The organism is Ruegeria sp. BF8, assembly GCF_056538625.1.
Map to the genome: position 1 here is coordinate 111,219 of NZ_JBQFTL010000005.1, position 23,241 is coordinate 134,459.

A 23,241-nucleotide genomic window follows, 5' to 3' on the forward strand; every position below is an offset into this window, starting at 1 on the left:
TATGGGCAGCATTTTTCCATCGGATCGACAACCAGAGTGATCAAGCCGTGATTGACTGCACCAAAGCTACCCAAGGCCGCCGGGCAACCGGTTGCAACCTCGTCGTCTGACGAGGGACGGGTTTTTTCGCAGTCTTCGGATGCTGAACCAGCAGCCCGAAACGATCTGAAACTTCTGCCCATGGCTTCATTTTATGCACAATCACGCTGGGCTTCGGCTGGCCGTCGATATTGGCGGCACATTTACCGATACCGTTCTGATGGACGGGCAATCCAATATCCTCGCAACGACGAAAACTCCGACGACACCGGACAACCCAACCGTCGGTGCCTTGATTGGTGCAAAGCGCGTTCTGGATGACGCCAATGCCGGTTTCCCGCAGGTTTCCGGGTTCATTCACGGCACCACTCTGGCCACCAATGCCCTGATCGAGCGGCGCGGTGCCTCGGTTGCGACAATAACCACCGACGGGTTTCGGGACATACTCGAGATTGGCTATGAACGTCGTTACAGCCAGTATGACATCAATCTGGTCAAGCCCGACCTGCTGGTCCCACGCGCCCGTGCCTTCACGATCGGCGGGCGAATGGATGCACGTGGTGACGAACTGGCATCGCTGGATGTCGCCGGAATGGACGATCTGGTGCGCCGGATTGCGGATAGCGACGCCCTGGCCGTGGCGGTATGCCTGATGCATTCCTATGCCAACCCAAAGCACGAGCTGGCTCTGCGGGACCAGTTGCTCAGGGCGCTCCCCGACCTGGCCATCTCGCTCTCGCACGAAGTCAGCCCCGAGGCGCGCGAATTTGACCGCCTGTGCACCACCATCGCCAACGCCTATATCCAGCCCCAGATGGCCGGGTACCTGGCCGAGTTCCAATCCCGCTTCGCCGCAGAGGGGCTGACCTGTCCCATTCTCATGATGACGGCCGGCGGCGGTATGACAACATTGGAAACGGCCGCCCGCCTGCCGATCCGGTTGGTCGAATCCGGCCCGGCCGGTGGGGCCATCCTTGCCGCACGGATCGCGGCTGAAACCGGTGCGCGCGCCGTAACCAGCTTTGACATGGGGGGGACGACGGCCAAGCTGTGCCTGATTGATGCTTTCCGCCCGCAGACCGCGCGCAGGTTCGAAATCGCAAGGGCCGCGCGCTTCATCAAAGGCTCAGGCATGCCGGTGCGCGTCCCCGTGATCGAGATGATCGAAATCGGCGCAGGCGGCGGCTCGATTGCCAGGGTCGATCGGCTGGGCCGCCTGCAGGTTGGCCCCGAAAGTGCCGGCGCACAGCCAGGCCCTGCCGCCTTCGGCAATGGCGGCAGGGCGGCGACCGTGACAGACGCCGATGTGGTGCAGGGCCTGATCGAACCCGGCCGGTTTGCCGAAGGCCGACTGACGATTGACACAGCTGCCGCCGAACAGGCCATCACCGTGGAAATCGGGAGCGCGCTGGACCTGCCACCGGACCTGGCCGCACGTGGTCTCAGCGAAATCGTCGACGAAAGCATGGCCGCCGCAGGTCGGATGCACGCGGTCGAGTCCGGAAAAGAGTTGGCAACCCGAGTGATGATCGCCTTTGGCGGCAATGGGCCATTGCACGCAACGCGAGTGGCCCGGCGGTGTCAGGTCGACCAAATCGTGATCCCGAAGAACCCGGGCGTAGGGTCAGCGGTCGGATTTCTGTATGCCCCGGTCGCCTTCGAAATCGTCCGGTCGCGCTATGCCACTCTGGACCAGCCGGATCTCGACGGCCTCAACGCCTTTTTTGACGGAATGACAGCCGAGGCGCTGGCCGTGGTCCGCGCCGGTGCACCCGAAGCCGAGTTGTCGATCCGAAAACAGGCCTTCATGCGGTACCACGGCCAGGGTCATGAGATCGAGATCGCGCTTCCGGATCGGGCACTTGGGCCTGCAGACATCGAAATCCTGCGCCGGGATTTCGAATCCGAGTACAGCCGGTTGTTCCGCCGCGCTGTACCGGGAATGGCGATCGAGATTCTCAACTGGTCGGTCGAGGTGTCGTCACCCGCCCCTGCCCTCAGCCGGGTTCCTGACGTAGCCCAACAGCGCACGGCGCGGCCGTGCGACCATCGACGTATTCTTTGTGATGTCAGCGGGCATTGGTGCGACGCCAGTATCTACGATCGATCCGGTCTTGAACCCGGCGATTGGCTGCGCGGACCGGCGCTGATTGCCGAGCCTCAAACCACCACATTCGTCAGCGCGGATTTTCAGGCCAGCGTCGATGGCGGCGGCAATCTCTGGCTCAACCGGATACAGGAGGACGCCGAATGAACACGACGAATACCCGTCTGCAGGTCATGTGGAACCGGCTGCTAGCGGTGGTCGAAGAACAGGGCCAGGCGCTGATCCGCGCCGCCTTTTCTCCGATCGTTCGTGAATGCGGCGACATATCCGCCGGTATTTTTGATGTACGCGGCCGTATGCTGGCCCAGGCCGTTACCGGAACGCCGGGTCACATCAATACGATGGCCGAAGCGGTTAAGACCCTGTGCGGGCGATACTCCAGCTCCGAAATGAAGCCGGGCGATATTTTTCTGACCAATGATCCTTGGATCGCATCCGGCCATTTGAACGATTTCCTGCTGATGATGCCGGTTTTTCATCGTGGCAATGTGGTTGGGTTTTCGGTCTGCACCTCGCATCTGGTCGACCTCGGCGGTTTGGGCATGGGTCCCGAAGGCTCGGATATCTTTGATGAGGGGCTTCGAATCCCGCCGTGCAAACTGGTCGACCAAGGTCAGTTGAACGCGCTGCTGATGGATATCGTCAAAGCCAACTCGCGCGAGCCCATCGCCAATGAGGGCGACATCTACGCATTGATCGCGTGCTGCGAAACGGGCGCAGCGCGTCTGGCCGACATGATGGTCGAGTTTGGCATCGATACTCTGGACAGCCTGGCCGATTACATCATCGAAACCTCGCGCCGCGGCACGATCGAGGCCATTTCGGCGCTGCCGAATGGCACGTGGCACAATGTGCTGACCGTCGATGGGTACGAGTGCGAGATCGACTTGTGCGCGGCCCTGACCATCGCGGATGACCGGGTTCTGATCGACTTTTCGGGCACATCGGGCCTGTCGCGCAAAGGCATCAACGTGCCGCTCAACTATGCAACGGCCTATACGGTATTTGCCCTGCGCTGCATCATCGGCCCTGACATCCCCAACAATGCAGGCTCTTTGGCGCCATTCCACGTGACGGGACCGGCGGATTGCATCCTGAATGCGCAGCCACCCGCTCCGGTGGCCATGCGCCATACGTTGGGACAGATGACCCCGGATCTGGTCTATGGCTGCCTGTCGCAGGCTCTGCCGGACGCCGTGCCGGCCGAAGGCGCATCGTGCATGTACGACCTGCCTCTGCGCCACGCACCCGAGGCGGTTTCCCGCGGTGGCACGCAGTTTGCTCTGGAATTGGTGTTCAGCGGCGGAACCGGCGCAAGGCCAAGCCTGGATGGCCTGTCGGCGACGGCCTTCCCCTCGGGTGTCTGGGGCAGCCAGATCGAGACAACCGAGGCTGTCGCGCCTGTCCTGATCACACGTCGCGAATTGCGCCAGGACAGCGGTGGCCCCGGTCGCCTCCGCGGCGGATTGGGGCAGAACATCGAAATACGCTCCTCCACCGGCGAGGATTTCATGCTGTTCCTTTCGGTCGAACGCATCGCAAACCCAGCCAAGGGACGGCACGGCGGACTGGCGGGCGCGCCCGGTCGCATCCGTCTCGGCCCCGACGGCCCGGACTTGCCGGGCAAGGGCGAGGTGCGAATTGGCGGCGGCGAAACGCTGATCTTCCAAACTCCGGGCGGCGGCGGATTTGGGCCACCCGATGAAAGGTCACCCTTGGCTGTTCGACAGGATGTGCGGGACGAGCTTGTGAGCGCCCGGGCCGCGCAGCATGTCTATGGGGTAAAGCCATGATCCGTCCCGTTTCCCATGTCGCTGCCATGTCACCTTATGCGTTGGCTCAGCTGGATCCGCCGGCAGGACAGCGCCTTGTTTCGCTGTCGCAGAACGAAAGCCTGCGCCCGCCAAGTCCCTTGGTCGGACAGGCCGTCGCAGAGGCGGCCGCGAACGGGCACCTCTACCCGGACCCGGACTGGACGGCACTGCGTGCGCGACTGGCGGAGCTTCATGGCCTGCCCGAGCAAGGTCTGTTGTGCGGGAACGGGTCGATGGAGCTGATTGCGGGTCTGGCGCTGGCCTTTGCCGGACCAGACGCCGCCGTTCTTGCCCCTGCGAACGCATACCCGTTTTTTCGTACCGTGGCTCAGTTGGCTCGCGCCCGTTTCGACACTGCCGCCGAGGTGGACGGATGCGTATCCGTCGACGCGCTTCTGGCGGCCGTGCAACCGGATACCAGGTTGGTGTTTGTGGCCAATCCCGGCAACCCGACAGGCACCCGTATCTCCCGCCGCGATCTGCTGCGGCTTCGGGAAGGGTTGCGGGACAACACCCTGCTTGTGATCGACGAGGCCTATGGCGAGTTCGCCGATGATCTGAACGAGCCGATGTTCGACCTTGTCGCGCGGGCGGACACGGTCGTTCTTCGAACTCTGTCCAAGGCCTACGGGCTGGCCGGGTTTCGCGTGGGCTGGGGCCTGTTCCCGCCGCAGATCGCCGTCCAGATACGCAAGGTGATGAGCCCAAACAACGTGTCGGTGTGCGGACAGGCGGCTGCCTTGGCCGCTCTGAACGATCAGAGCTACATGCGCGAGACATGTGCCCTCACTGCCGAGCTGCGCGACCGGTTCGCCAATCGCCTTCGGTCCGCCGGGTTCGACGTTCCCAAAAGTCATACCAACTTTCTTCTGATCCGCTTTGCGGACCAATCCACCGCGACCAGAGCCGACAAAGCCCTAAGGGAAAAAGGCATATTCCTGAGACCGCAATCCGGCGCGGGACTGGCCAATTGCCTACGTGCCACCATCGGTCAGACTGCAGACCTCGAACTCATGGCCGCGGTTCTGGAACGTTGGGCCGAGGAGTTTCAGCCATGACGCAGAGAAATTTCCACCCATCCAGAGGCCGGTCCCGTTTCGGTATTCTCGTGCCGTTCACGAACACCAATCTCGAACCCGACATGACGATGCTGCGGCCCGAGGGCGTTTCACTGCACTTTGCCCGAATGGGTGGCTATGATCAGGAAGAAATACCCGATGCTGCCCAAATGCACGGTCTTGGCGCCGCCGATCTGGATGAGCCGCTCAGGCTTTTGCATGGTGTCCGGCCGGATGTCATTCTTTATGGGTGTACCTCGGCAACGCTGACCCATGGCCCGGCCTTCGATCGCGAACTTGCCGACCGTATCAGGACCAGCAGCGGGGCGCAGACCGTTACGGCCGCGGGCGCCTTGGTGCATGCACTGCATACGCTGGAGGCGACACGCATCGGCTTTGCCTCTCCCTATGTCGCGGACATCAATGACTTGGCAATCCGGTTCCTAGCCGAGACTGGCATTTCAACCGTGTCGCGGTCCGAAGTGACAGGCCAGCTGGACAATTACGGCCAAGGCGCCCTGACCCCGCAGGCGGTGTTTGACCTGGGTTTGGCTGCAGACTGCCCCGAGGCCGAGGTGTTGGTTTTGTCCTGTACGGACATGCGCAGCGTGGAAATCATCGACCGGCTTGAAAAAACTGTTGGCAAACCCGTCGTCACTTCAAATCAGGCGATGGCATTTCAGGCAATGCAAATGGCCGGGATCACCACGCCGCCGGCCGGACTTGGCCGGCTGACGCTGAACCTGCAAGACTGAGGTCGAGCGCCAGAATGCGCAGTATTTTCAGCCGAGGCTTTTTGGGGTGTTCAAATCTTAAACGCCCTCAATGCCTTGGATTGCTCGTGCTGGAAATACCCGTTGCGGTCACACAGGTCGTTCAAATCGGATTGCAGTTCCTTGGCCTCTTTCGTTCTGCCTTCCTGCGCCAGAACCTGCACTTCGGCCGACAGCAGCCAGGCGACGAAGGCTTCCATTTCCATGTCCCGCGCCAGTTCGAGACCTCGGTTCAGGACCAGCCGGGCGTCCGGAAGTTCACCCAACACCGACTGCACCCGAGCCAGGGGAGCCGCTGCGAAACAGCACAGAACATCGATTCCAGCATCGTCAGACACGCGCAAGGCGCGGCGCAACGCAATGGCGGCGTCAGCCGGTTCATTTCGCTGCCAGCACCAGATCCCCCGCGCGATCAGCGCAAAACTCAGGTCATAGGCCTTGCCGGTTTCTTCGGCGATCGACAGCACCTCGCGGATACCTGCATCCGCTTCGTCAAACCGATGCATCATGCTGTTGGCGTTGGCACGGGTCGCAAGCCCAAGCACCGAAATCGACCCGGTGGTGCCCGCTTCGGCCACACGGAACACCGTCTGGAACAGATCCGCATGTTGATCGATCGCCGACCGTGCGGCCGCGAAGTTGCCGTGAAACCACGCAGCCTGGGCCAGCGCAAAGGCCGCGTTTGCCTGCAGGCGCGGATCTTCGGCGTCGGTTGCGGTTCGCAGCGCGCGCTCAGACACCTCCATTGCTTGCCGCACATCCGCCAAGATCGTCAGCATGATCGCCTGGTCGACCTGAAACGCAACGCGCGCGGATGTGTCCCCCAACGCGTCGGACAAGGCTTCCGCCTCGCGTGAGATGGTCAGGATGCGGTTGAAGTTGCCGCTGGCGACCAGCGAAACGCGCAGACCGCGTCGGGCGCGTAGCCCGAGGTCAACAGCCACCTGGGTACCGGTCCGCTTTTGAACTTGGTCGATGCACCGCAGGGCGTTTTCGAAATATGAGACGGCGGCCTCGAATGAAAACAGCTTGATCGACATCTCGCCGCACCGCGTATAAGCCTCGGCAGCCTCCAGCCATAACTCGCCTTTGTCCGCGTGACGGGCGATGGACTGTCCCACGTCCAGATCGTCGGATGTGCCGCGGCTCAGCAGAGTTTCATAGATCGCACGGTGCAGCCTTGCGCGGCGCTGGCGTGGAATACTGCGATACCCGACCTTCTGCACCAACGCATGACTGAACCGCAGCTGTTGGCCGTCCTGAGATTCCGGCAGTTCAAGAAAACCGCGTTCCACCAAGGTCGAAATCTGGGCTTTGGCGTCGAAGCCCAGCCGTTGAAGCGTGTCGGCGAGAACGCCCCACGTCCACTGCAACCCGCCGACGGCAACCAGCTGCAGAGCTTTGCGGTCCTCGCTTTGCAGGGCATCAATCCGGGAGGCGATCAACGGTTGAACCCGGGCGGGGATCTCGATGTCGCCCAGGCTGTCCATCGCTCCGTCCTTGAACCCGGCTTGCGACATGCGGTCCCGCATGTGGTGGGCAAATTCTTCAACGAAAAGCGGTGTGCGGCCGCTCATGGCTTCGATGTATGAGCCCAACTGACCATCGATGTCGCTCTGGCCCAGCAAGCGCGTGATCAGGTCCTTGCAGGCCGCCTCGCCCAGCGGGGCGACCGGAACGACCTTGAGCAAGCCCATCGGGTCGTTCGTGAACAGGTTCGCGTTGCGCGATGTCAGGAGGATCAGAACATTCGTTCCCCGCACCTGCCCCAGCAGGTTGTCGATGACGTCCAGAGTCCCCTGGTCGGCCCAATGCAAATCCTCGAACAACAGAAGCAGGGGCTTGTCCTGCTTCATCGACAGAACCAGCCGCGACAGCATCTGGTTCAATTGCCTCCGTCGGCGAGACGGATCTACAGCCGAAAGCGCCGGTTCCGTTTGGAAACGGCTGAACAGTGAATACAGGGCCGATCGGGTATGCGCATCCAGGAACTTGGTCCCGCCCAGAACCTCGGACAGCTTTTGGTCCAGTTCGGCATCGGATTTGGTGTCCGACAGTCCCAAACGGGCATTGATCACGCGGGTGATCGGCAGATACGCAGCTTCCTGATCCAGCGAAAAGCAGTTGAACTCCAGAACCTGATGCGCGCCCAGGGGCCAGTTCTCGACCAGCTCATGCAGCAGCCTGGATTTGCCGACGCCAGCCGCCCCCAACAACAGAACCGAGTTTCCTTTGCCGTCACGCGCCTGGTTCCACGCCGCAACAAGCTCGGCCAGTTCCCTTTCGCGCCCGACAAATGGCGAACGTTCGCGGCGCGCCCGCGCCATCCAGCGCGACACCTGTTCTTTGCGGCCGGTGATTTCGAACAGCTTGATCGGACCCGCACCCCCATCCAGCTCGAGATCGCCCACATGGGTATGGTCGAAAAGATCACCGGCATTCTCCAAAACCTGACCGGAAACCGTGACCACGTTCTTTCTGGCGGCGGCCTCGATCTTGCTGGCGATGTTCATGACCGGTCCTAGAAAGGCCTGCTCTTCCCCGAGGGTGTGTTGCAACTGGCCCACCAGTAGTTCGCCGGAATGAACGCCAACCCGCACATCCAACTGCCGATCGTCCAGCTTGCCGATGCGGTCGATGATCCGCTGGGCGCTGGCTATTGCCTTGACCGCGTGATCCTCATCCGCGTTCGGTGATCCAAAAACCGCGAGCGCGCCATCGCCGGTGAACAACGTCGTTGCGCCAAACTTTTCGCAGATCGACATGATCAGTTCGATGGCAGGGCCCAGATGGCTGACGGCGTCTTCGGGATCCAAACTGCCGATCATCATGGTCGAACGAACAATGTCGGCGAACAGAACCGTGCACATTCTGCGCTCGGTCGGTTCGATCTGGACCTGTTTCCTCATGTTCAAACGCCCCCCGACTGCCCGAGTTCAGTATGTCTCTGATCCCGACCTTTTTCCAGACACCACGCAAGGGTGGCGCGGACCATCCACGGCATTGATATTGAGTAAAAAAACTATTAACAATTGGCCTTGTATTGCGAAAGGAACAATTATGAGTGACCACCATACTCGGGGTTTGACCCTGGAAGATGTTCAGCAGATCATTGGCCGCGGCATCCTTGACGAGGCCTTTCGAAAAGAATTCATCGACAACCCCGAAGGCGTAGTAAACCGCTTGGGAATCTCGCTCGATCAGGATGGCGAGGCGCGCAAGCTGTTGGCCGCGATTGGGAACGTCTTTTCCGGTGAATCCGACCTGAAGTCGGCGATGCAAGACATCAAGAATGCCTACGAAGATACGTCCGACGGTGTGATCCGGCCCCGCTGCGCGTAACTTCGCATGAGCGAAAGCGCGGTCGTCTCCAGTCAGGACCAAGGCGCAGCTCTGCATAAGCTGTGTCTGGTGTCCATGCCGTTTTCTTCGCTGCAACATCCCGGGCTTGGGATGTCTCTTCTTGCGCAGCTGGCGCGGGACAACGACTTTGCGACGACCGAGAAGTACTTCAGCTTCGACTATGCCGAGGCGATCGGCCTCGATGAGTATTTCATGCTGTCTGATGGCCGCTGCTATCAGGCGCTGCTGGGTGAATGGATATTCAGCGATCTTATCTACCCGCGCAGCGATCTGGACGCGATGGACTACCTGACCACGGTGCTTGGTGACTATGTATCCGGAGTCGAGTGGCTGGCGTTCATGCAAAACGCCATCGCAGCCCGAAAGCAAGCCGGAGCGTTTGTCGAACGTTGCGCCGATGCGGTGATGGAACAGAACCCGACCGTGATCGGGATTACGTCGTCGTTCCAACAGGTCATGGCCTCGATCGCACTGGCCCGGGCTGTGCGGAAACGGTCAGCCGACGTGATCATAGTGATGGGCGGCGCTAATTGCGAGGGGCCGCTCGGGCGCGCGCTTATACAGGCACATCCTGAACTGGACGCGGTTTGCATTGGCGAAGGCGACCATGCCTTTCCCGAGTTTCTGAAAGCCTTGGGGCCAAGCAGACCCTTGCCCGTGGTCGAGGGGTTTCTGAACCGGAGCCAATTGGATAACCCGCTGGAGGAGTCTCGACCGCGCCTGACCACGGATCTGGACAAGCTGCCCATACCGGACTTCAACGCCTTCTTTGATCAATTTCAAAACACTGCGGGACTATCAGAGCGCCTTGTGCCATCTGCTACGATCGAAACATCGCGTGGCTGCTGGTGGGGAGCGAAACACCATTGCACTTTCTGCGGATTGAACGGTCAATCGATGACCTACCGGAGCAAGTCAGCCGAGCGGGCTTATGCCGAATTCTGCACGCTTGCCGATCTCTATGGCCCGGATCTTGTCGTGGTCGACAACATTCTGGATCACCGCTACCTCAAAACCCTGATCCCGAAACTTGCGCAGGACACGAGACCATTCCTGATGCATTACGAGGTAAAATCAAACCTCTCGCCGACCGTGATCGCCCGTCTGGCCGACGCCGGCGTTCGAAAGATCCAGCCGGGGATCGAGACCTTCGATACTCCGACCCTTGCGCATATGAGGAAAGGGGTCAGCGGAATTCAGAACATCCAGACGCTGAAGCTGTGTGCCGAGGCCGGAGTTTTTGTCGAGTGGTGTTTCCTCTACGGGTTTCCCGGTGAAAGCCCCGAGGCCTTCGAACGGATGGCAAAGCTTATTCCGCTGCTGCATCACCTGCAACCACCCGGCTCGATTGGCCCGGTGCGAGCGGACCGGTTCAGCCCGTATTTTGAACACCCCGAGGCATTTGGGGTCGAGGTCGAACCAGCGAAGCCGTATTCCTTCATATTCGACCTGCCGCCCGAAGAAGTCTGGAATTTCGCCTACCATTTCGACATCGTCGACAACGGTCCAAGCCCGCCAGCGCAGCGCGCGGCGTCGACGCTGGATGCTCTTTCTGCATGGCAAAGCGAGGCCGGTACTTCAGCCCTCTACGTCGAGGGCAACACGGTGATCGACCGGCGAGCGTCAGGCAAACGCGTTGTTCACCAATTGGACGATGCGGCTCGGGCCATCCTTGACCTGAGCCCAGTGATCATCGGCAGGGCGCTTCTTGGTGATCAGGTATCCGACTTGTACGGGGTGGACGCTTTTGACTCTGCGATGGACCGCCTTGAGAAGCTTGGGCTGATTTATGTCGAGGACAAATCCGTGCTGTCCCTGGCCCTCAGATCGCCTGGCTTCCAGCGGGCGCCGACCTGGTCCGAGATCCGCAATGAGCCAGAACGTGCTTTCGCCGCTCAATTTCCAGCAACATTCACAAGTGCACAGGTAGCGGGACCACAACCCGCGGAATGAGATCGGACCCGGAGCCTATGAATTCCCCGGATCCTACCAATACTTAAAGAGCGACCCTGAACAATCCGGTCAGGTTTTCCTCGGTCAACTCGATTGGGTTGCCACCGCACGAGGGGTCGATGATCGCACCCTTGACCAGCTCCGGGATTGCATCTTCGGTCACGCCCAGATCAGACAGCTTGCGCGGGATACCCAGCGAGTCGTTGAACTCCTGCACGAAGGCCCGGAACCCGTCGAACCCGCCCGAAATGCCCAGATAGGCTGAGGCTGCTTCGAACCGGTCGGCGATTACAGACGCATTGAACTCCAGAACCGCAGGCATGCAGACCGCGTTGGTGGTGCCGTGATGGGTGTTGAACACCGCGCCGATCGGGTGGCTCATGGCGTGGATCGCGCCCAGCCCCTTCTGGAAAGCCGTTGCACCCATGGCGGCCGCGCTCATCATCTGGGCGCGGGCGTCGATGTCGGTGCCGTCCGCATAGGCGCGCGGCAGGTACTCCTTGACCAGCCGCATCCCTTCCAGCGCGATGCCCTGGCTCATCGGGTGGTAATGCGGGCTGGAATAGGCCTCGACACAATGCGCGAACGCATCCAGTCCGGTCCCGGCGGTGATGAATTTCGGCATGCCCACGGTCAGTTCAGGGTCGCAGATCACCACGGTCGGCAGCACCTTGGGGTGGAAGATGATCTTCTTGGCATGGGTTTCCGAATTGGTGATGACGCTGGCGCGGCCGACTTCCGAGCCGGTGCCGGCCGTCGTCGGCACCGCGATGATCGGCGCGATCGCCTCGGCATCCGCGCGGGTCCACCAGTCGCCAATGTCCTCGAAATCCCAGACGGGCCGGCTCTGACCGGCCATGAAGGCAACCATCTTGCCCAGATCCAGCCCCGAACCACCGCCAAACGCGATCACACCGTCATGTTCACCCGCCTTGTAGGCGGCCACACCGGCCTCGAGGTTCTTTTCGTTCGGGTTTGGGTCCACGTCGCTGAACAGACCCCGGGCCAACCCGGCGGCTTCGAGAATGTCCAGCGTCGCGGCGGTGATCGGCAGATCGGCAAGGCCGCGGTCGGTCACCAGCAGCGGGCGTTTGATCCCCGCCGCCGCGCAGGCCGCGGGCAGTTCCTTGATGCGGCCCGCGCCGAATTTGATCGTGGTCGGATAGGACCAGTTTCCAACAAGACTCATGTCAGTTTTCCTTGTGTCTAAGGCCTGCCCCGGCGAGGGGGTCGGTCCGGGGCAGGCAAATCGTCCTCAGCCCGTCACCTTCTTCAGGTGGTAGGAATTGGGACGTGTCAGGTTGTGATATCCGATGATCGACAGGCCCCCGCCGCGGCCGGTATTCTTGCACCCGGTCCAGCACAGACCCGGGTCCAGATAGTCGGCCCGGTTCATGAATACGGTTCCGGTCTCGATCCGGTCGCCGATGCGTTCGGCCCGCGCCACATCGCGCGTCCACAGCGAGGCGGTCAGGCCGAACTCGCTGTCATTCATCCGGGCGATGGCCTCGTCATCCGAGGAGACCTTCATGATCCCTACGACCGGGCCAAAGCTTTCGTCGCGCATCACGCGCATGTCGTGGGTGACGTTGGTCAGGATCTGCGGCGTGAGATAGGCGCCGCCGTCATCCTCGGCAAAGGTCTCGATATGCGCCACGGCACCGGCGGCCACGGCCTCGGCGATCTGCGCGCGCACCTCGTCGGCAAAACGCACGTTGGCCATCGGCCCCAGCGTCGTCTCCGGATCCAGCGGATTGCCCAGCTTGTAACCCTTGACGATCTCGACCGCCTTGGCGACGAAATCGTCATACAGGCTCTCATGCACATAGATCCGCTCGATCCCGCAGCAGCACTGGCCCGAGTTGAACATGGCCCCGTCGATCAGCGTCTCGACCGCCGCATCCAGATCGGCGTCATCCATGACATAGCCCGGGTCCTTGCCCCCCAACTCGGTGCTGACGGGGGTAAAGGTTCCGGCCGCGGCCCGTTCCATCGCCTGCCCTCCGGCGACCGAGCCGGTGAAGTTCACGAAATCGAACGCCTTGCCTGCAATCAGATCGTTGGTCACGTCGTGGCTCAGGAACAGGTTCTGGAACACGTCCTCGGGCACGCCAGCCGAGTGAAAGGCCCGCGCCATGCGCTCGCCCACCAACAGGGTCTGCGTGGCATGTTTCAGCACAACCGTATTGCCCGCGATCAAGGCCGGCGCCACAGTGTTGATCGCCGTCATGTACGGATAGTTCCAGGGCGCCACGACGAACACCACTCCATGCGGAACGCGTTTGATGTAACGCTTGAACGTCTCGTCCTCGCCCACGGCAATATCAGCCAGCGCATCGCGCGCAATGCCCGCCATATAGGTCGCGCGTTCGCTGAAACCGCCGAACTCGCCGCCATAACGCACCGGCCGCCCCATCATCCGGGCCAGTTCCGGCACGATCTCGTCGTTCATCGCACCCACGGCGGCAACGCCGGCCATCACCAGATCGATGCGCTCCTGCAGGGGCCGCGCTGCCCAATCCGCCTGCGCCGCCCGCGCCTGGCCCGCTGCGGCAAATGCCGCGTCACGATCCAGCGTGTTCCGCTCGGCAAACACCGATCCGTCGATCGGCGAGATACATTTCAACACCTGACCCATTGGTCACTCCATCCTCAAGCAAAGCAGACCCGCTGCTTCATCTGGCCAAAAATATCCCGGGGAGCGTGAGGGGCTGGCCCCTCACATCCGCCCTCTACGCCCGCTCGAACCCGCGGGCAATCTCCCAATCGGTCACCACGCGCTCGAATTCCTCGATCTCGACCTCGGCGGCGCGTACATAGTGATCCACCACGTCATTGCCCATGGCCGCCCTCAGCATGGACGACCCATGCAACGCATCCCGCGCCGCGTGCAGGTTGCCCGGAATCATGCCCGTATCCCCCTGATAGACATCGCCCTTGGTCGGCGGCTGCATCTCCAGCCCCTCCTCGATGCCCGCAATCCCTGCGGCCAGCATGCCCGCGATGGCCAGATAGGGGTTCATGTCCGAACCCGGAATCCGACATTCCACCCGCACCGCCTTGGTGCCATCGCCACACAGCCGGAACCCCGCGGTGCGGTTGTCCACCGACCAGATGATGCGCGTCGGCGCGAATGTGCCCTTCATGAACCGCTTGTAGCTGTTGATGTAGGGTGCCATGAAACAGGTATAGTCGGGCGCGTATTTCAGCAGGCCCGCCATGTAGTTTTTCATCAGGTCCGACATGCCCAGCGGATCGGCCTTGTCAAAAAATGCCGGTTGCCCGTCCGCCCACAGCGACTGATGCACATGCGACGAACTCCCGACCCTGTCATGATGCCATTTCGGCAGGAAGGTCGCCGCATGGCCGTGTTGCCACGCGATCTCCTTGACCGCGTTCTTGGCGATCGAATGATACTCGGCCGTCTGCATGGCCGGGGCGTATTTGATGTTCAGTTCTTCCTGCCCGGCCTCGGCCTCGCCCTTGGAGTTTTCGACCGGAATGCCCGCATTCCAAAGGTGATTGCGGATCGGCCGCATCACATGCTCTTCTTTGGTGGTCTGAAGGATGTGGTAATCCTCGTTGTAGCCCGAGATCGGTTCCAGATCGCGGAAACCCTCCTTGCGGATCTGGTCAAAGCTCTTCTCAAAGAGGAAAAACTCCAGCTCGGTGGCGCACATCGCGTCATAGCCCATGGCCTTCAGCCGGTTGACCTGCTTCTTTAAAATAGACCGAGGCGCGTGTGGAACCTCTTCATGCGTGTGGTGATCCAGCACGTCGCACATCACCATCACCGTGCCCTCCAGCCACGGCACCGGGCGCAGAGTGCTGAGGTCGGGCTTCATGACATAGTCGCCATAGCCGCGCTCCCAGCTGGTCGAGGCATAGCCGTCCGGCGTCGCCATCTCGAGATCGGTGGCCAGCAGGTAGTTGCAGCAATGGGTTTCTTCCCAGGCCCCGGCCACGAAATGACCCGCGTGGAATCGTTTGCCCATCAAGCGGCCCTGCATGTCCACCATGCAGACCAGAACAGTATCGACCGAGCCTTCGGCAACTTGGGTCTTGAGCGTGTCGAAGTTGAGCATGAGCCACCTATTTCTGCGCCGGCGCCACCTGCCGGACTGACGTTTTCGACGGCCTGCCCCCGGTATGAGGGCAGGCCGGTTTCACCTTAGCCGTACCGGTAGGGACGGCCAGCCTTTTGCATGTCGGCATTGTACTTCTTGATGATCTCGACAACCTTGGCCTTGGTCTCGGACTCGGCTGCAATCTCATCCCAGAAGGCCACTGCGGCGGCTTCGACCTGCGCCCATTCTTCATCGGGGATCGAGGTCAGCTTCATTTTGTCGCCATTGACGCGCAGCGATGCCTCGCCGCCCCAATACCACCATTGACGGTAGTAGTGCGACTGGTCGGTGCAGACGCGGAACAGGGTCTGCAGATCTTCGGGCAGTTCGTTCCAGCGGTCCATGTTGGCAAAGAACGACCCGGCCCAGGCGCCCGAAATGTTGTTGGTCAGGAAGTAGTTGGTCACGTCCGCCCAGCCGACGGTGTAGTCCTCGGTGATGCCCGACCACGCGATGCCGTCCAGCTCGCCGGTCTGCACGGCGACCTCGATGTCCTCCCACGGCAAGGTCACCGGGACCACGCCGAACTGCGACAGGAACCGGCCCGCCGTCGGGAAGGTGAAGACCCGCTTGCCCTGAAGGTCCGCCAAGCTATTGATCGGGTCTTTGGTGGCGAAATGGCACGGGTCCCACGCACCGGCCGAGATGTGCTTGACGCCCACCTTGGAATATTCTTCGTCCCAGATCTCGTTCAGGCCGTACTGGTTGAACAGGACCGGCACGTCCAGAGAATAGCGCGAGGCAAACGGGAAATAGCCGCCGAACACGGTCACCTCGGTGGGCGAGGCCATCGAGTCGTCATCCGACTGCACCGCGTCGATCGTGCCGCGCTGCATGGCGCGGAACAGCTCGCCGGTGGGCACCAGCTGGTCGGCATAGAACAGCTCGATCTGCATCCGGTCGCCGGCGATCTGGTTGAACATCTTGATGGCCGGGTCGATCACATGCTCAGCCAATGCCGGGCCGGCATAGGTCTGCATGCGCCAGCGGATCGTGGATTGCGCCAGCGCGGGCGTTGCCAGCGCGGCGGCCGGGGCTGCGGCGGCCCCTTTCAGGAATGTGCGTCTGTTCGTCATCTTCTCTCTCCGTTGTCGGTTTCGATGGGCGAGAGACCAACCTCTCGCAGGTGCCCCGGTATGTCCGGGGTCATTTGTTGTAGATGTAGTCGGGCAGCCACAGCGCGATCTGCGGGAAGGTCATGATGATGGCCAGCGCCAGCGTCATCACCATCACGAAGGGCAGGATCGAGCCGTAGATGTCGCGCAGCGAAATCTCGGGCGGGGCCATCGCCCGCATCAGGAACAGGTTATAGCCGAAGGGCGGCGTCATATAAGCGATCTGCGTGGTGATCGTGTACAGCACCCCGTACCAGATCAGGTCAAAGCCCAGTTCCCCCACCAGCGGCACATAGAGCGGCGCCACGATCACCAGCATCGCGGTGTCGTCCAGGAAGGTGCCCATCAGGATGAAGCTCAACTGCATCAGGATCAGGATCACCCAGGGGTTCAGACCCAGCCGTTCGGTGAATAGGGTCTCGATCGCGCGCACGGCGCCCAGCCCGTCGAATACCGCACCAAAGGCCAGCGCGGCCAGGATGATCCACATGAACATGCAGGTGATGCCCAGGGTCGAACGGACCGAGACCTCGAACACCTTGCGCGTCATCCGCCCTTTCAGCACGGCGGCGGCAAAAGCCGTCAGCGCACCGATGGCCGAGCTTTCGACCAGCGAGGTCCAGCCATTGACGAAGGGCACCATCATCGCCGCGAAGATCGCCAGCGGCAGCAGTCCCGCGCGCAGCAGACGCAACTTTTCCGCCATCGGCACGTCGCGCTCTTCCTTCGACAGAGCCGGGCCAAGCTCGGGGTTTATCCGGCAGCGAATCACGATGTACAGGATGAACATCCCAGCCATCATCAAACCCGGCAGGATGCCCGCCAGCCACAGCTGACCCACCGGTTGACGCGCGATCATCGCATAAAGAACCAGCACCACCGACGGCGGCACGAGAATGCCCAGAGATGACCCGGCCTGGATCACCCCGGTCACCATCTTCTTGTCATAACCGCGTTTAAGAAGCTCGGGCAGCGCGATGGTGGCCCCGATCGCCATGCCCGCCACGCTCAGCCCGTTCATCGCCGAAATCAACACCATCAGCCCGATCGTTCCGATGGCCAGCCCGCCATTCAGTCCACCCATCCAGACATGAAACATCTTGTAAAGGTCGTCAGCGATTTTGGACTCGGCCAGAACATATCCCATGAAGATGAACATCGGCAGCGTCAGCAGCGGGTACCATTTCATCAGCTTCATCGCGGCCGAAAACCCGATGTCATAGCCGCCGCGGTCGCCCCATAGCAGCAGCGCCGCCACCACGGCCACGAAACCGATGGCACCGAACACGCGCTGACCGGTCAGCAGCATCAGCATCATGGTCGAGAACATCAGGATGGCGATCAACTCATACGACATCAGATCACCTCGCGCGGGATGTCATCGCCCTTGAGGCGCAGAATATCTTTGAACAGCTCGGAAATGGCCTGCAGCAGCATCAGGATCAGCCCCACGACCATGATCACCTTGATCGGCCACAGATAAGGGCGCCAGGCGGTCGGGCTGCGCTCGCCATATTGCAGGGAATAGCTGAGCGAGTCGAACCCGCCATAGATCATCACGCCGAGGTAGAAGATCAGGAACAGCACGGTGAATGCGTCGGTCCAGGCCCGCCGCCGGTGCGACCATTCGCTGTAGAGAAGGTCCATCCGCACGTTCGAACCCATCTGGATCGAATACGGTCCGCCCAGGATGTAATAGGCGACCATCGCAAACTGAGCGACTTCGAGCGTCCAGAGCGACGGAAGGAAAAAGGTCTTCGAGATCGACGACCACAGCAGGATGCCCATCATCACGAAGATGCCGTACATGACGACCCGCCCGATCCAGCGGTTCATGCGGTCAATGACCGCAATGTATCCCCGCATGAAGCTCATACCTGCACCCCTGTCCTCATGTGTTCTGCCCTGCGTCGGAAAAGGTTTCGATCGTGGCGGCCAGTATTGGCGTCAATAGCCCCACGATCCGATTGACCCCGGTCGGCGTGTCGATCAGATCATTGCGGATCTCGATCATCACGTTGGGCAAGCCCCGCGCGATACCGTGCTCGCGCAGAGTGTGCGTGACACCATCCTCTGGCGAATACGGTTCGTTCAACGCCACTCTCAGCCCGCAATGCGCTGCATGGTTCAGCATGACCTGAGCCGCACGGTCATCAGAGTCATGCAATATCCCCAGTTCGACCGCCCGGGTCTTGCCGTTGTAGATTGGTGTAAAACTGTGGATCGTAATCAGAACAGGCGGTTCTGGGCGGCGGTCCAGCGTTTGCGACAAGAGACCCCGGAACGGTTTATAAATGTCGCGAACTCGCTGGGCGCGCTGTTCCGCGGTCAGACCATGATTGCCTGGCACCGCGAACACCTCGCTGCGCGGCGGCATCGAGTCTTCCCGTTCGGGCGGACGATTGCAGTCATAGACCAGCCGACTGACCCGCGAGTGTACGAGAGGCGCATCCAGGGCGCCGGCCAGTTCAACTGCAACCTCCAGTGCCCCGATATCCCAGGCCGCGTGTGAACGGGCCGCCACGTCGTCCAACCCCAGCCCATCCAAAGCCGCAGGAATGAACCGGCTTGCGTGTTCGCACACCAGAACCGCGCGCGCCACGCCACGCGCGTTCAACACACGTGCGGCGGGCACTTCCAGAGGGGATAACAGAGATGACTCGGTCTTGGACTGCATGCGTAGCATTTGTTACAGTGGCCTTGAGCCTGTCAAGAAAATTTCTGTAGACAAAATTACAATCGCTCATATCCTGTAGCAAATTGAATAATATGAGGGCACCGATGGCCTCTGTCGCCAAAACGGTCAAACAACGCATTCAGGACGAACTTGAAGGCCTGACCCGCTCGGAACGGCAGCTGGGATCGGTCCTGTTGCAGGATTATCCGATGGGTGGGCTGCAATCGATCACCAAGCTGGCAGCGGCGGCACAAGTGTCCACCCCGACGGTCATTCGCATGGCGCGAAAACTGGGTTTCGATGGGTTTCCGGCGTTGCAGGAGGCGTTGCGCGAAGAAGTCGCGGCACAGATCCAAAAGCCGATCTCGAAACGCGACGCCTGGATCGTGGATGATGAAACCGAACATCCGATCACGCGTTTTGCCCAAGCCGTATGGACCAATATGCGCCACACGCTGGAGCGGCTGGACAAGTCGATGTTCGACGCGGTTGCGCAGTTGCTGGCCGATACCGAGCGCCATTTGTATGTCGTGGGCGGCCGCATCACCCGCTCGAACGCCGACTATCTGTTCAACCACATGCAGATCATCCGGCCCAACGTGACCATGCTGGGCAACTCGGCCAACGTATGGCCGCAATACCTGCTGGACATGGACGAAAGCTCGGTTCTGGTCATCTTCGACATCCGCCGCTACGAGGCGCATCTGGAAAAGCTGGCACAAGTTGCGTCCGATCGCGGGGTGACCGTCGTGCTGTTCACCGACCAATGGGGGTCGCCCATCGGCAAATCGGCCAACTATACCTTTCACGCTCTGGTCGAAGCTCCATCAAGCTGGGATTCAACGATCGCACTTCAACTCATTTCGGAAACCCTGATCGCCGAGGTTCAGGAAGCCCGCTGGGAAGAAAGCAAAGAGCGTATCGAGGAGTTGGAACGCTATTTCTCGACCACACGGATTTTCCGCAGCCACGAGGCGTGAGCCTTGGCTGCCTTCAATCCCATTGTTCCATTGGACCGCGACCTGTAGGGTGTCGGCCAACGCGAGTCTGAAACCTGCTTCCAACCCTTGATGACTCTTTGTCTGGTGGGTTGGGTCCGACAGTGACGGACATCGCGGCGAAACGACCCGGGCAAGTGGTCGAAAAACCAAGAGGCCGAGCCAGTGGAACGCCGCAATTCAATGGATGCATTGCGCACCGACGAAGTCAGGGATGCACGGAACCGAGGGGTTACGTTTCTCGGGATTGCGTTCCTGTTCAGCATCTTCGTCAACCTGCTGATGCTGACGGGGCCGTTGTTCATGCTCCAGGTCTATGACCGCGTTTTGGGGTCTCGCGCCGTTGAAACGTTGACCGCACTATTTTTGCTGGTTGCGCTGCTGTACGCTCTGATGGCCATGCTGGATTTTGCGCGCGGTCGCATTGTCGCGCGATTTGGTGCCCGGTTTCAGTCGACTCTGGACCAACGTGTGTTCGATGCAACCTTGCGCGATGCACTGGTGCCGCAAATCCGTGCAGCTCCGGCAAGAGCGCTGCGCGATTTGGAAGCCATTCAAACGCTGTGCTCCTCGCCCGTTTTGCTAGCGGCCATGGATATCCCGTGGACACCCGTTTTCCTCGCGGCGATCTTTCTTTTTCATCCACTGCTCGGATGGTTGGCCGTAACAGGCGGAGCGGTGCTGATCGTGATCGCAATCCTGAACCAGATGATGACCCATCGCAAAGTGGCTCAGGCCCAGGCTGCGTCCGCGTTGGCGAATTCAATGTCCGAAAATGCACGCCAGGCAGCCGAGGTCATTCGCGCCCAAGGCATGCGAAAGGACATAACGCGGCGTTGGTTGACACAAAGATCGGCCGCGCTGTCCCAGAGTATTGCCGCCAGCGACTGGACTGGCAGCTTCACCTCACTGACCAAATCGCTCAGGCTGTTTCTGCAATCGGCTATGCTCGCCTTGGGAGCCTGGCTTGTACTGCAAAACGAAATGACCGCCGGTGCGATGATCGCAGGCTCTATCCTTTTGGGCCGCGCACTCGCGCCGATTGAGCAGGTCGTTGGACAATGGGGCGCGATCGAGCGGGCCCGTAGCGCCTGGTCATCGCTTAGCCACTATTTGGCCCATGTCCCTGTCGAACCCTCCAGAACCCGCCTGCCCACACCGGAAGCCCGTTTGTCGGTCCGGAACCTGACGATCATACCCCCTGGATCCGAAACCCCCACTATCCAAAACGCCTCGTTCGTGTTGGAGCCCGGCCGTGCCCTTGGAGTGATCGGCAAAAGCGGTTCGGGAAAAACCACGCTCGCCAAAGCGCTGTTGGGCCTTTGGACACCTGCTGCCGGAGAGATCAGATTGGGCGGCGCAACTCTGGATCAATACGACCCTGATGAGTTGGGGCGCCACATCGGCTATCTTCCGCAGCATGTCACACTTTTCAACGGAACGGTGGCCGAGAATATCGCTCGCATGTCGCTGAACCCTGATGAACTGGCTGTTGTTGCGGCAGCGAAGTAGGCCAATGCACATGACCTGATCCTCTCACTTGAAAAAGGCTATGATACCGTCTTGGAAGGAGCCAACAGTCAGCTATCCGGAGGCCAGCAGCAAAGGATAGGGCTGGCCCGGGCATTGTACGGCGATCCTGTCCTGCTGGTACTGGATGAACCGAACTCGGCGTTGGACACCGAGGGCACCGATGCCCTGAATGCGGCAGTCCGGGAGTTCAAAGCGGCCGAGCGCGCCGTGATCATCATGACGCACCGACCGATGGCGATTTCAGAGTGCGACCACCTGGCCGTGGTCGAATTGGGTCGGATCGCCAATTTCGGCAGCCGTGACGAAGTGTTGAACGCCATGGTCCAAAATGCGGGTGCAATCCAGAAACAGTTTCGCAAAGCGGGTGAAGCATGACCGAGGTTTCAAGCCCGCCGCCATGGCGGATCACTTTCCCCGCTCTTGTTGGATTCGCCGCGTTGGCCATTCTGGTCGGCGGGCTTGGGGTTTGGAGCGTCAGGACCCATCTGGCAGGTGCAATCGTGACCCAAGCCGTTGTCGAGGTGCAAAGCAATCGGCAAGTTGTGGAACATCCGGATGGCGGTGTCGTGGGCGATATTCTGGTTCGTGATGGCGACCGGGTCGAGCAGGGTGATTTGCTGCTCAGGTTCGATGACACGTTTCTCAAGTCGGAAAAAGTCATCGTGGAATCGCAGTTGTTCGAACTATTGGCGCGGAAGGTTCGGCTGGAGGCAGAAAGAGACGGGGCAGACGCGAACGCGCTTTCCGACAGGATGCAAAAGCTGGCCGCCGCGGAACTCATCGATCCTGAATTGATTGATGGACAGACCCGGCTGTATTCCGCTCGGTTGGAAACCCTGTCCAAGAAGATCGATCAACTGGGCAAACAAAGGGTTCAGATCGAAAGCGAAATCGACGGGACGAAAGCGCAGCTGGTGGCCCTGCGCAGGCAGCTTGAGCTGATTGGAAACGAGTTGGAGGATCAGCAGAACCTTCTGACACGCGGGTTGACCCAAGCCAGCCGAGTGTCAGCCCTTCAACGTGAAGAAGCCAGCCTGACCGGCGAAATTGGGCGCCTGGAAGCTGCAGTTGCTCGCTTGAATGGACAGATTGCCACCACGGAATTACAGGTCGTCGAATTGGCCGCCGCTCGTCGGGAAGAGGCCATTGCCGAGTTGCGGCAGGTACAGTCCGAGGTCGTCGAATTGGCCCAACGTAGGTTATCCTTGAATGAAAGGTTGGCGCGTCTCGACATCCGGGCCCCGGTCTCAGGAACCGTTTTCGGCAGCCAGGTCTTTGCGGTGCAGTCGGTCGTCCAGCCAGCGGAACCTATGATGTATGTCGTCCCCCAAAACACGCCACTTGTGGTGGCCGCCCGCGTCGGAGCAATACACGTGGACCAGTTGCACGTCGGCCAACCTGTCGCCCTGCGCTTTCCGGCCTTCAATCAGCGTGAGACACCGGAAATCGAAGGTCGGGTCATCAATGTTTCGGCAGACACGCTCAAGGATGAACAAACCGGATTCACCTATTATCGCGCCGATGTTGTTCCCGTTGAGAGCGAGTTAGAGCGTCTGAACGGACAGGTACTCCTGCCCGGCATGCCAGTTGAGGCCCTGATTAAGACCGACGAGCGTACGCCGCTTTCATACCTGGTCAAACCGATGGCGGACTATTTCAACAGGTCGTTCCGCGAATAGCCAGC

16 protein-coding genes and 1 pseudogene are annotated in these 23,241 nt (G+C 60.7%); 9 read left to right on the plus strand and 8 right to left on the minus strand.

Annotated elements, in window-relative coordinates:
- Positions 1 to 193 precede the first annotated feature (193 nt).
- From ACR0LD_RS16270 to ACR0LD_RS16285, 4 genes are read left to right on the plus strand one after another with little or no spacing between them, the layout of a single operon-like run.
- On the plus strand, positions 194 to 2,293 hold the full coding sequence (locus ACR0LD_RS16270; protein ID WP_480637991.1) for a hydantoinase/oxoprolinase family protein: 2,100 nt from the start codon (positions 194 to 196) through the stop codon (positions 2,291 to 2,293).
- The gene (locus ACR0LD_RS16275; protein ID WP_480637992.1) at positions 2,290 to 3,939 is read left to right on the plus strand and encodes a hydantoinase B/oxoprolinase family protein; all 1,650 of its coding nucleotides are present in this window, start codon (positions 2,290 to 2,292) and stop codon (positions 3,937 to 3,939) included. Before ACR0LD_RS16270 ends, ACR0LD_RS16275 begins: the two co-directional genes overlap by 4 nt.
- Positions 3,936 to 5,018, plus strand: a complete 1,083-nt coding sequence (locus ACR0LD_RS16280; RefSeq protein ID WP_170391480.1) for a pyridoxal phosphate-dependent aminotransferase — start codon at positions 3,936 to 3,938, stop codon at positions 5,016 to 5,018. The genes ACR0LD_RS16275 and ACR0LD_RS16280 overlap by 4 nt, the downstream gene beginning before the upstream one ends.
- On the plus strand, positions 5,015 to 5,773 hold the full coding sequence (locus ACR0LD_RS16285) for a maleate cis-trans isomerase family protein (protein ID WP_480637994.1): 759 nt from the start codon (positions 5,015 to 5,017) through the stop codon (positions 5,771 to 5,773). Before ACR0LD_RS16280 ends, ACR0LD_RS16285 begins: the two co-directional genes overlap by 4 nt.
- A gap of 50 nt (positions 5,774 to 5,823) precedes the next feature.
- On the opposite strand, the gene ACR0LD_RS16290 is transcribed toward ACR0LD_RS16285, so the two are convergent.
- The gene (locus ACR0LD_RS16290) at positions 5,824 to 8,700 is read right to left on the minus strand and encodes an ATP-binding protein (RefSeq protein WP_480637996.1); all 2,877 of its coding nucleotides are present in this window, start codon (positions 8,698 to 8,700) and stop codon (positions 5,824 to 5,826) included.
- Between the two features lie 151 nt (positions 8,701 to 8,851).
- On the opposite strand from ACR0LD_RS16290, the gene ACR0LD_RS16295 reads away from it, so the two are divergent.
- Entirely contained in the window at positions 8,852 to 9,133 is a 282-nt protein-coding gene (locus ACR0LD_RS16295; protein WP_170341400.1) for an Os1348 family NHLP clan protein, read from the plus strand.
- Between the two features lie 6 nt (positions 9,134 to 9,139).
- Positions 9,140 to 11,107 (plus strand): RiPP maturation radical SAM C-methyltransferase, encoded by a 1,968-nt coding sequence (locus ACR0LD_RS16300; protein WP_480637997.1) that lies wholly within the window; start codon positions 9,140 to 9,142, stop codon positions 11,105 to 11,107.
- Positions 11,108 to 11,150: 43 nt separating this feature from the next.
- Here ACR0LD_RS16300 and ACR0LD_RS16305 read toward each other — a convergent pair whose 3' ends face one another.
- The 7 genes from ACR0LD_RS16305 to ACR0LD_RS16335 all read right to left on the minus strand — a co-directional run bounded on the left by ACR0LD_RS16305 (position 11,151) and on the right by ACR0LD_RS16335 (position 19,035).
- Complete coding sequence (locus ACR0LD_RS16305) at positions 11,151 to 12,296, minus strand: iron-containing alcohol dehydrogenase (protein ID WP_480637999.1); 1,146 nt, start codon at positions 12,294 to 12,296, stop codon at positions 11,151 to 11,153.
- A gap of 66 nt (positions 12,297 to 12,362) precedes the next feature.
- Complete coding sequence (locus ACR0LD_RS16310) at positions 12,363 to 13,745, minus strand: aldehyde dehydrogenase family protein (RefSeq protein ID WP_480638001.1); 1,383 nt, start codon at positions 13,743 to 13,745, stop codon at positions 12,363 to 12,365.
- Between the two features lie 94 nt (positions 13,746 to 13,839).
- Positions 13,840 to 15,192 carry a glutamine synthetase family protein gene (locus ACR0LD_RS16315; RefSeq protein WP_480638002.1) on the minus strand — a complete coding sequence of 451 codons (1,353 nt, stop codon included), beginning with the start codon at positions 15,190 to 15,192 and terminating at the stop codon, positions 13,840 to 13,842.
- Between the two features lie 86 nt (positions 15,193 to 15,278).
- Positions 15,279 to 16,310: a TRAP transporter substrate-binding protein gene (locus ACR0LD_RS16320; protein ID WP_093963096.1), complete on the minus strand. Its 1,032-nt coding sequence runs from the start codon at positions 16,308 to 16,310 to the stop codon at positions 15,279 to 15,281.
- A 70-nt stretch (positions 16,311 to 16,380) separates the two neighbouring features.
- Positions 16,381 to 17,706, minus strand: coding sequence for a TRAP transporter large permease (locus ACR0LD_RS16325; RefSeq protein ID WP_170369364.1), 1,326 nt, complete (start codon positions 17,704 to 17,706; stop codon positions 16,381 to 16,383).
- Positions 17,706 to 18,224: a TRAP transporter small permease subunit gene (locus ACR0LD_RS16330; RefSeq protein ID WP_170341388.1), complete on the minus strand. Its 519-nt coding sequence runs from the start codon at positions 18,222 to 18,224 to the stop codon at positions 17,706 to 17,708. The genes ACR0LD_RS16325 and ACR0LD_RS16330 overlap by 1 nt, the downstream gene beginning before the upstream one ends.
- 16 nt (positions 18,225 to 18,240) lie before the next feature.
- On the minus strand, positions 18,241 to 19,035 hold the full coding sequence (locus tag ACR0LD_RS16335) for an N-formylglutamate amidohydrolase (protein ID WP_480638004.1): 795 nt from the start codon (positions 19,033 to 19,035) through the stop codon (positions 18,241 to 18,243).
- Positions 19,036 to 19,130: 95 nt separating this feature from the next.
- Between ACR0LD_RS16335 and ACR0LD_RS16340 the strand changes: the two genes are divergently transcribed.
- From ACR0LD_RS16340 to ACR0LD_RS16350, 3 genes and pseudogenes are all read left to right on the plus strand, one after another.
- Positions 19,131 to 20,006 carry a MurR/RpiR family transcriptional regulator gene (locus tag ACR0LD_RS16340; protein ID WP_093963099.1) on the plus strand — a complete coding sequence of 292 codons (876 nt, stop codon included), beginning with the start codon at positions 19,131 to 19,133 and terminating at the stop codon, positions 20,004 to 20,006.
- Between the two features lie 201 nt (positions 20,007 to 20,207).
- A pseudogene (locus ACR0LD_RS16345) lies at positions 20,208 to 21,932 on the plus strand (type I secretion system permease/ATPase).
- A complete protein-coding gene (locus ACR0LD_RS16350; protein WP_170367349.1) occupies positions 21,929 to 23,236 on the plus strand; it encodes an HlyD family type I secretion periplasmic adaptor subunit in 1,308 nt (435 codons plus the stop codon). Before ACR0LD_RS16345 ends, ACR0LD_RS16350 begins: the two are co-directional and overlap by 4 nt.
- Positions 23,237 to 23,241 lie beyond the last annotated feature (5 nt).

Excerpts from the sequence above, each read along its gene's own strand:
- ACR0LD_RS16270 (WP_480637991.1), top strand. The coding sequence starts at position 194 with ATGCACAATCACGCTGGGCTTCGGCTGGCCGTCGATATTGGCGGCACA.
- ACR0LD_RS16275 (WP_480637992.1), top strand. The coding sequence starts at position 2,290 with ATGAACACGACGAATACCCGTCTGCAGGTCATGTGGAACCGGCTGCTA.
- ACR0LD_RS16280 (WP_170391480.1), top strand. The coding sequence starts at position 3,936 with ATGATCCGTCCCGTTTCCCATGTCGCTGCCATGTCACCTTATGCGTTG.
- ACR0LD_RS16285 (WP_480637994.1), top strand. The coding sequence starts at position 5,015 with ATGACGCAGAGAAATTTCCACCCATCCAGAGGCCGGTCCCGTTTCGGT.
- ACR0LD_RS16290 (WP_480637996.1), bottom strand. The coding sequence starts at position 8,700 with ATGAGGAAACAGGTCCAGATCGAACCGACCGAGCGCAGAATGTGCACG.
- ACR0LD_RS16295 (WP_170341400.1), top strand. The coding sequence starts at position 8,852 with ATGAGTGACCACCATACTCGGGGTTTGACCCTGGAAGATGTTCAGCAG.
- ACR0LD_RS16300 (WP_480637997.1), top strand. The coding sequence starts at position 9,140 with ATGAGCGAAAGCGCGGTCGTCTCCAGTCAGGACCAAGGCGCAGCTCTG.
- ACR0LD_RS16305 (WP_480637999.1), bottom strand. The coding sequence starts at position 12,296 with ATGAGTCTTGTTGGAAACTGGTCCTATCCGACCACGATCAAATTCGGC.
- ACR0LD_RS16310 (WP_480638001.1), bottom strand. The coding sequence starts at position 13,745 with ATGGGTCAGGTGTTGAAATGTATCTCGCCGATCGACGGATCGGTGTTT.
- ACR0LD_RS16315 (WP_480638002.1), bottom strand. The coding sequence starts at position 15,192 with ATGCTCAACTTCGACACGCTCAAGACCCAAGTTGCCGAAGGCTCGGTC.
- ACR0LD_RS16320 (WP_093963096.1), bottom strand. The coding sequence starts at position 16,310 with ATGACGAACAGACGCACATTCCTGAAAGGGGCCGCCGCAGCCCCGGCC.
- ACR0LD_RS16325 (WP_170369364.1), bottom strand. The coding sequence starts at position 17,706 with ATGTCGTATGAGTTGATCGCCATCCTGATGTTCTCGACCATGATGCTG.
- ACR0LD_RS16330 (WP_170341388.1), bottom strand. The coding sequence starts at position 18,224 with ATGAGCTTCATGCGGGGATACATTGCGGTCATTGACCGCATGAACCGC.
- ACR0LD_RS16335 (WP_480638004.1), bottom strand. The coding sequence starts at position 19,035 with ATGCTACGCATGCAGTCCAAGACCGAGTCATCTCTGTTATCCCCTCTG.
- ACR0LD_RS16340 (WP_093963099.1), top strand. The coding sequence starts at position 19,131 with ATGGCCTCTGTCGCCAAAACGGTCAAACAACGCATTCAGGACGAACTT.
- ACR0LD_RS16350 (WP_170367349.1), top strand. The coding sequence starts at position 21,929 with ATGACCGAGGTTTCAAGCCCGCCGCCATGGCGGATCACTTTCCCCGCT.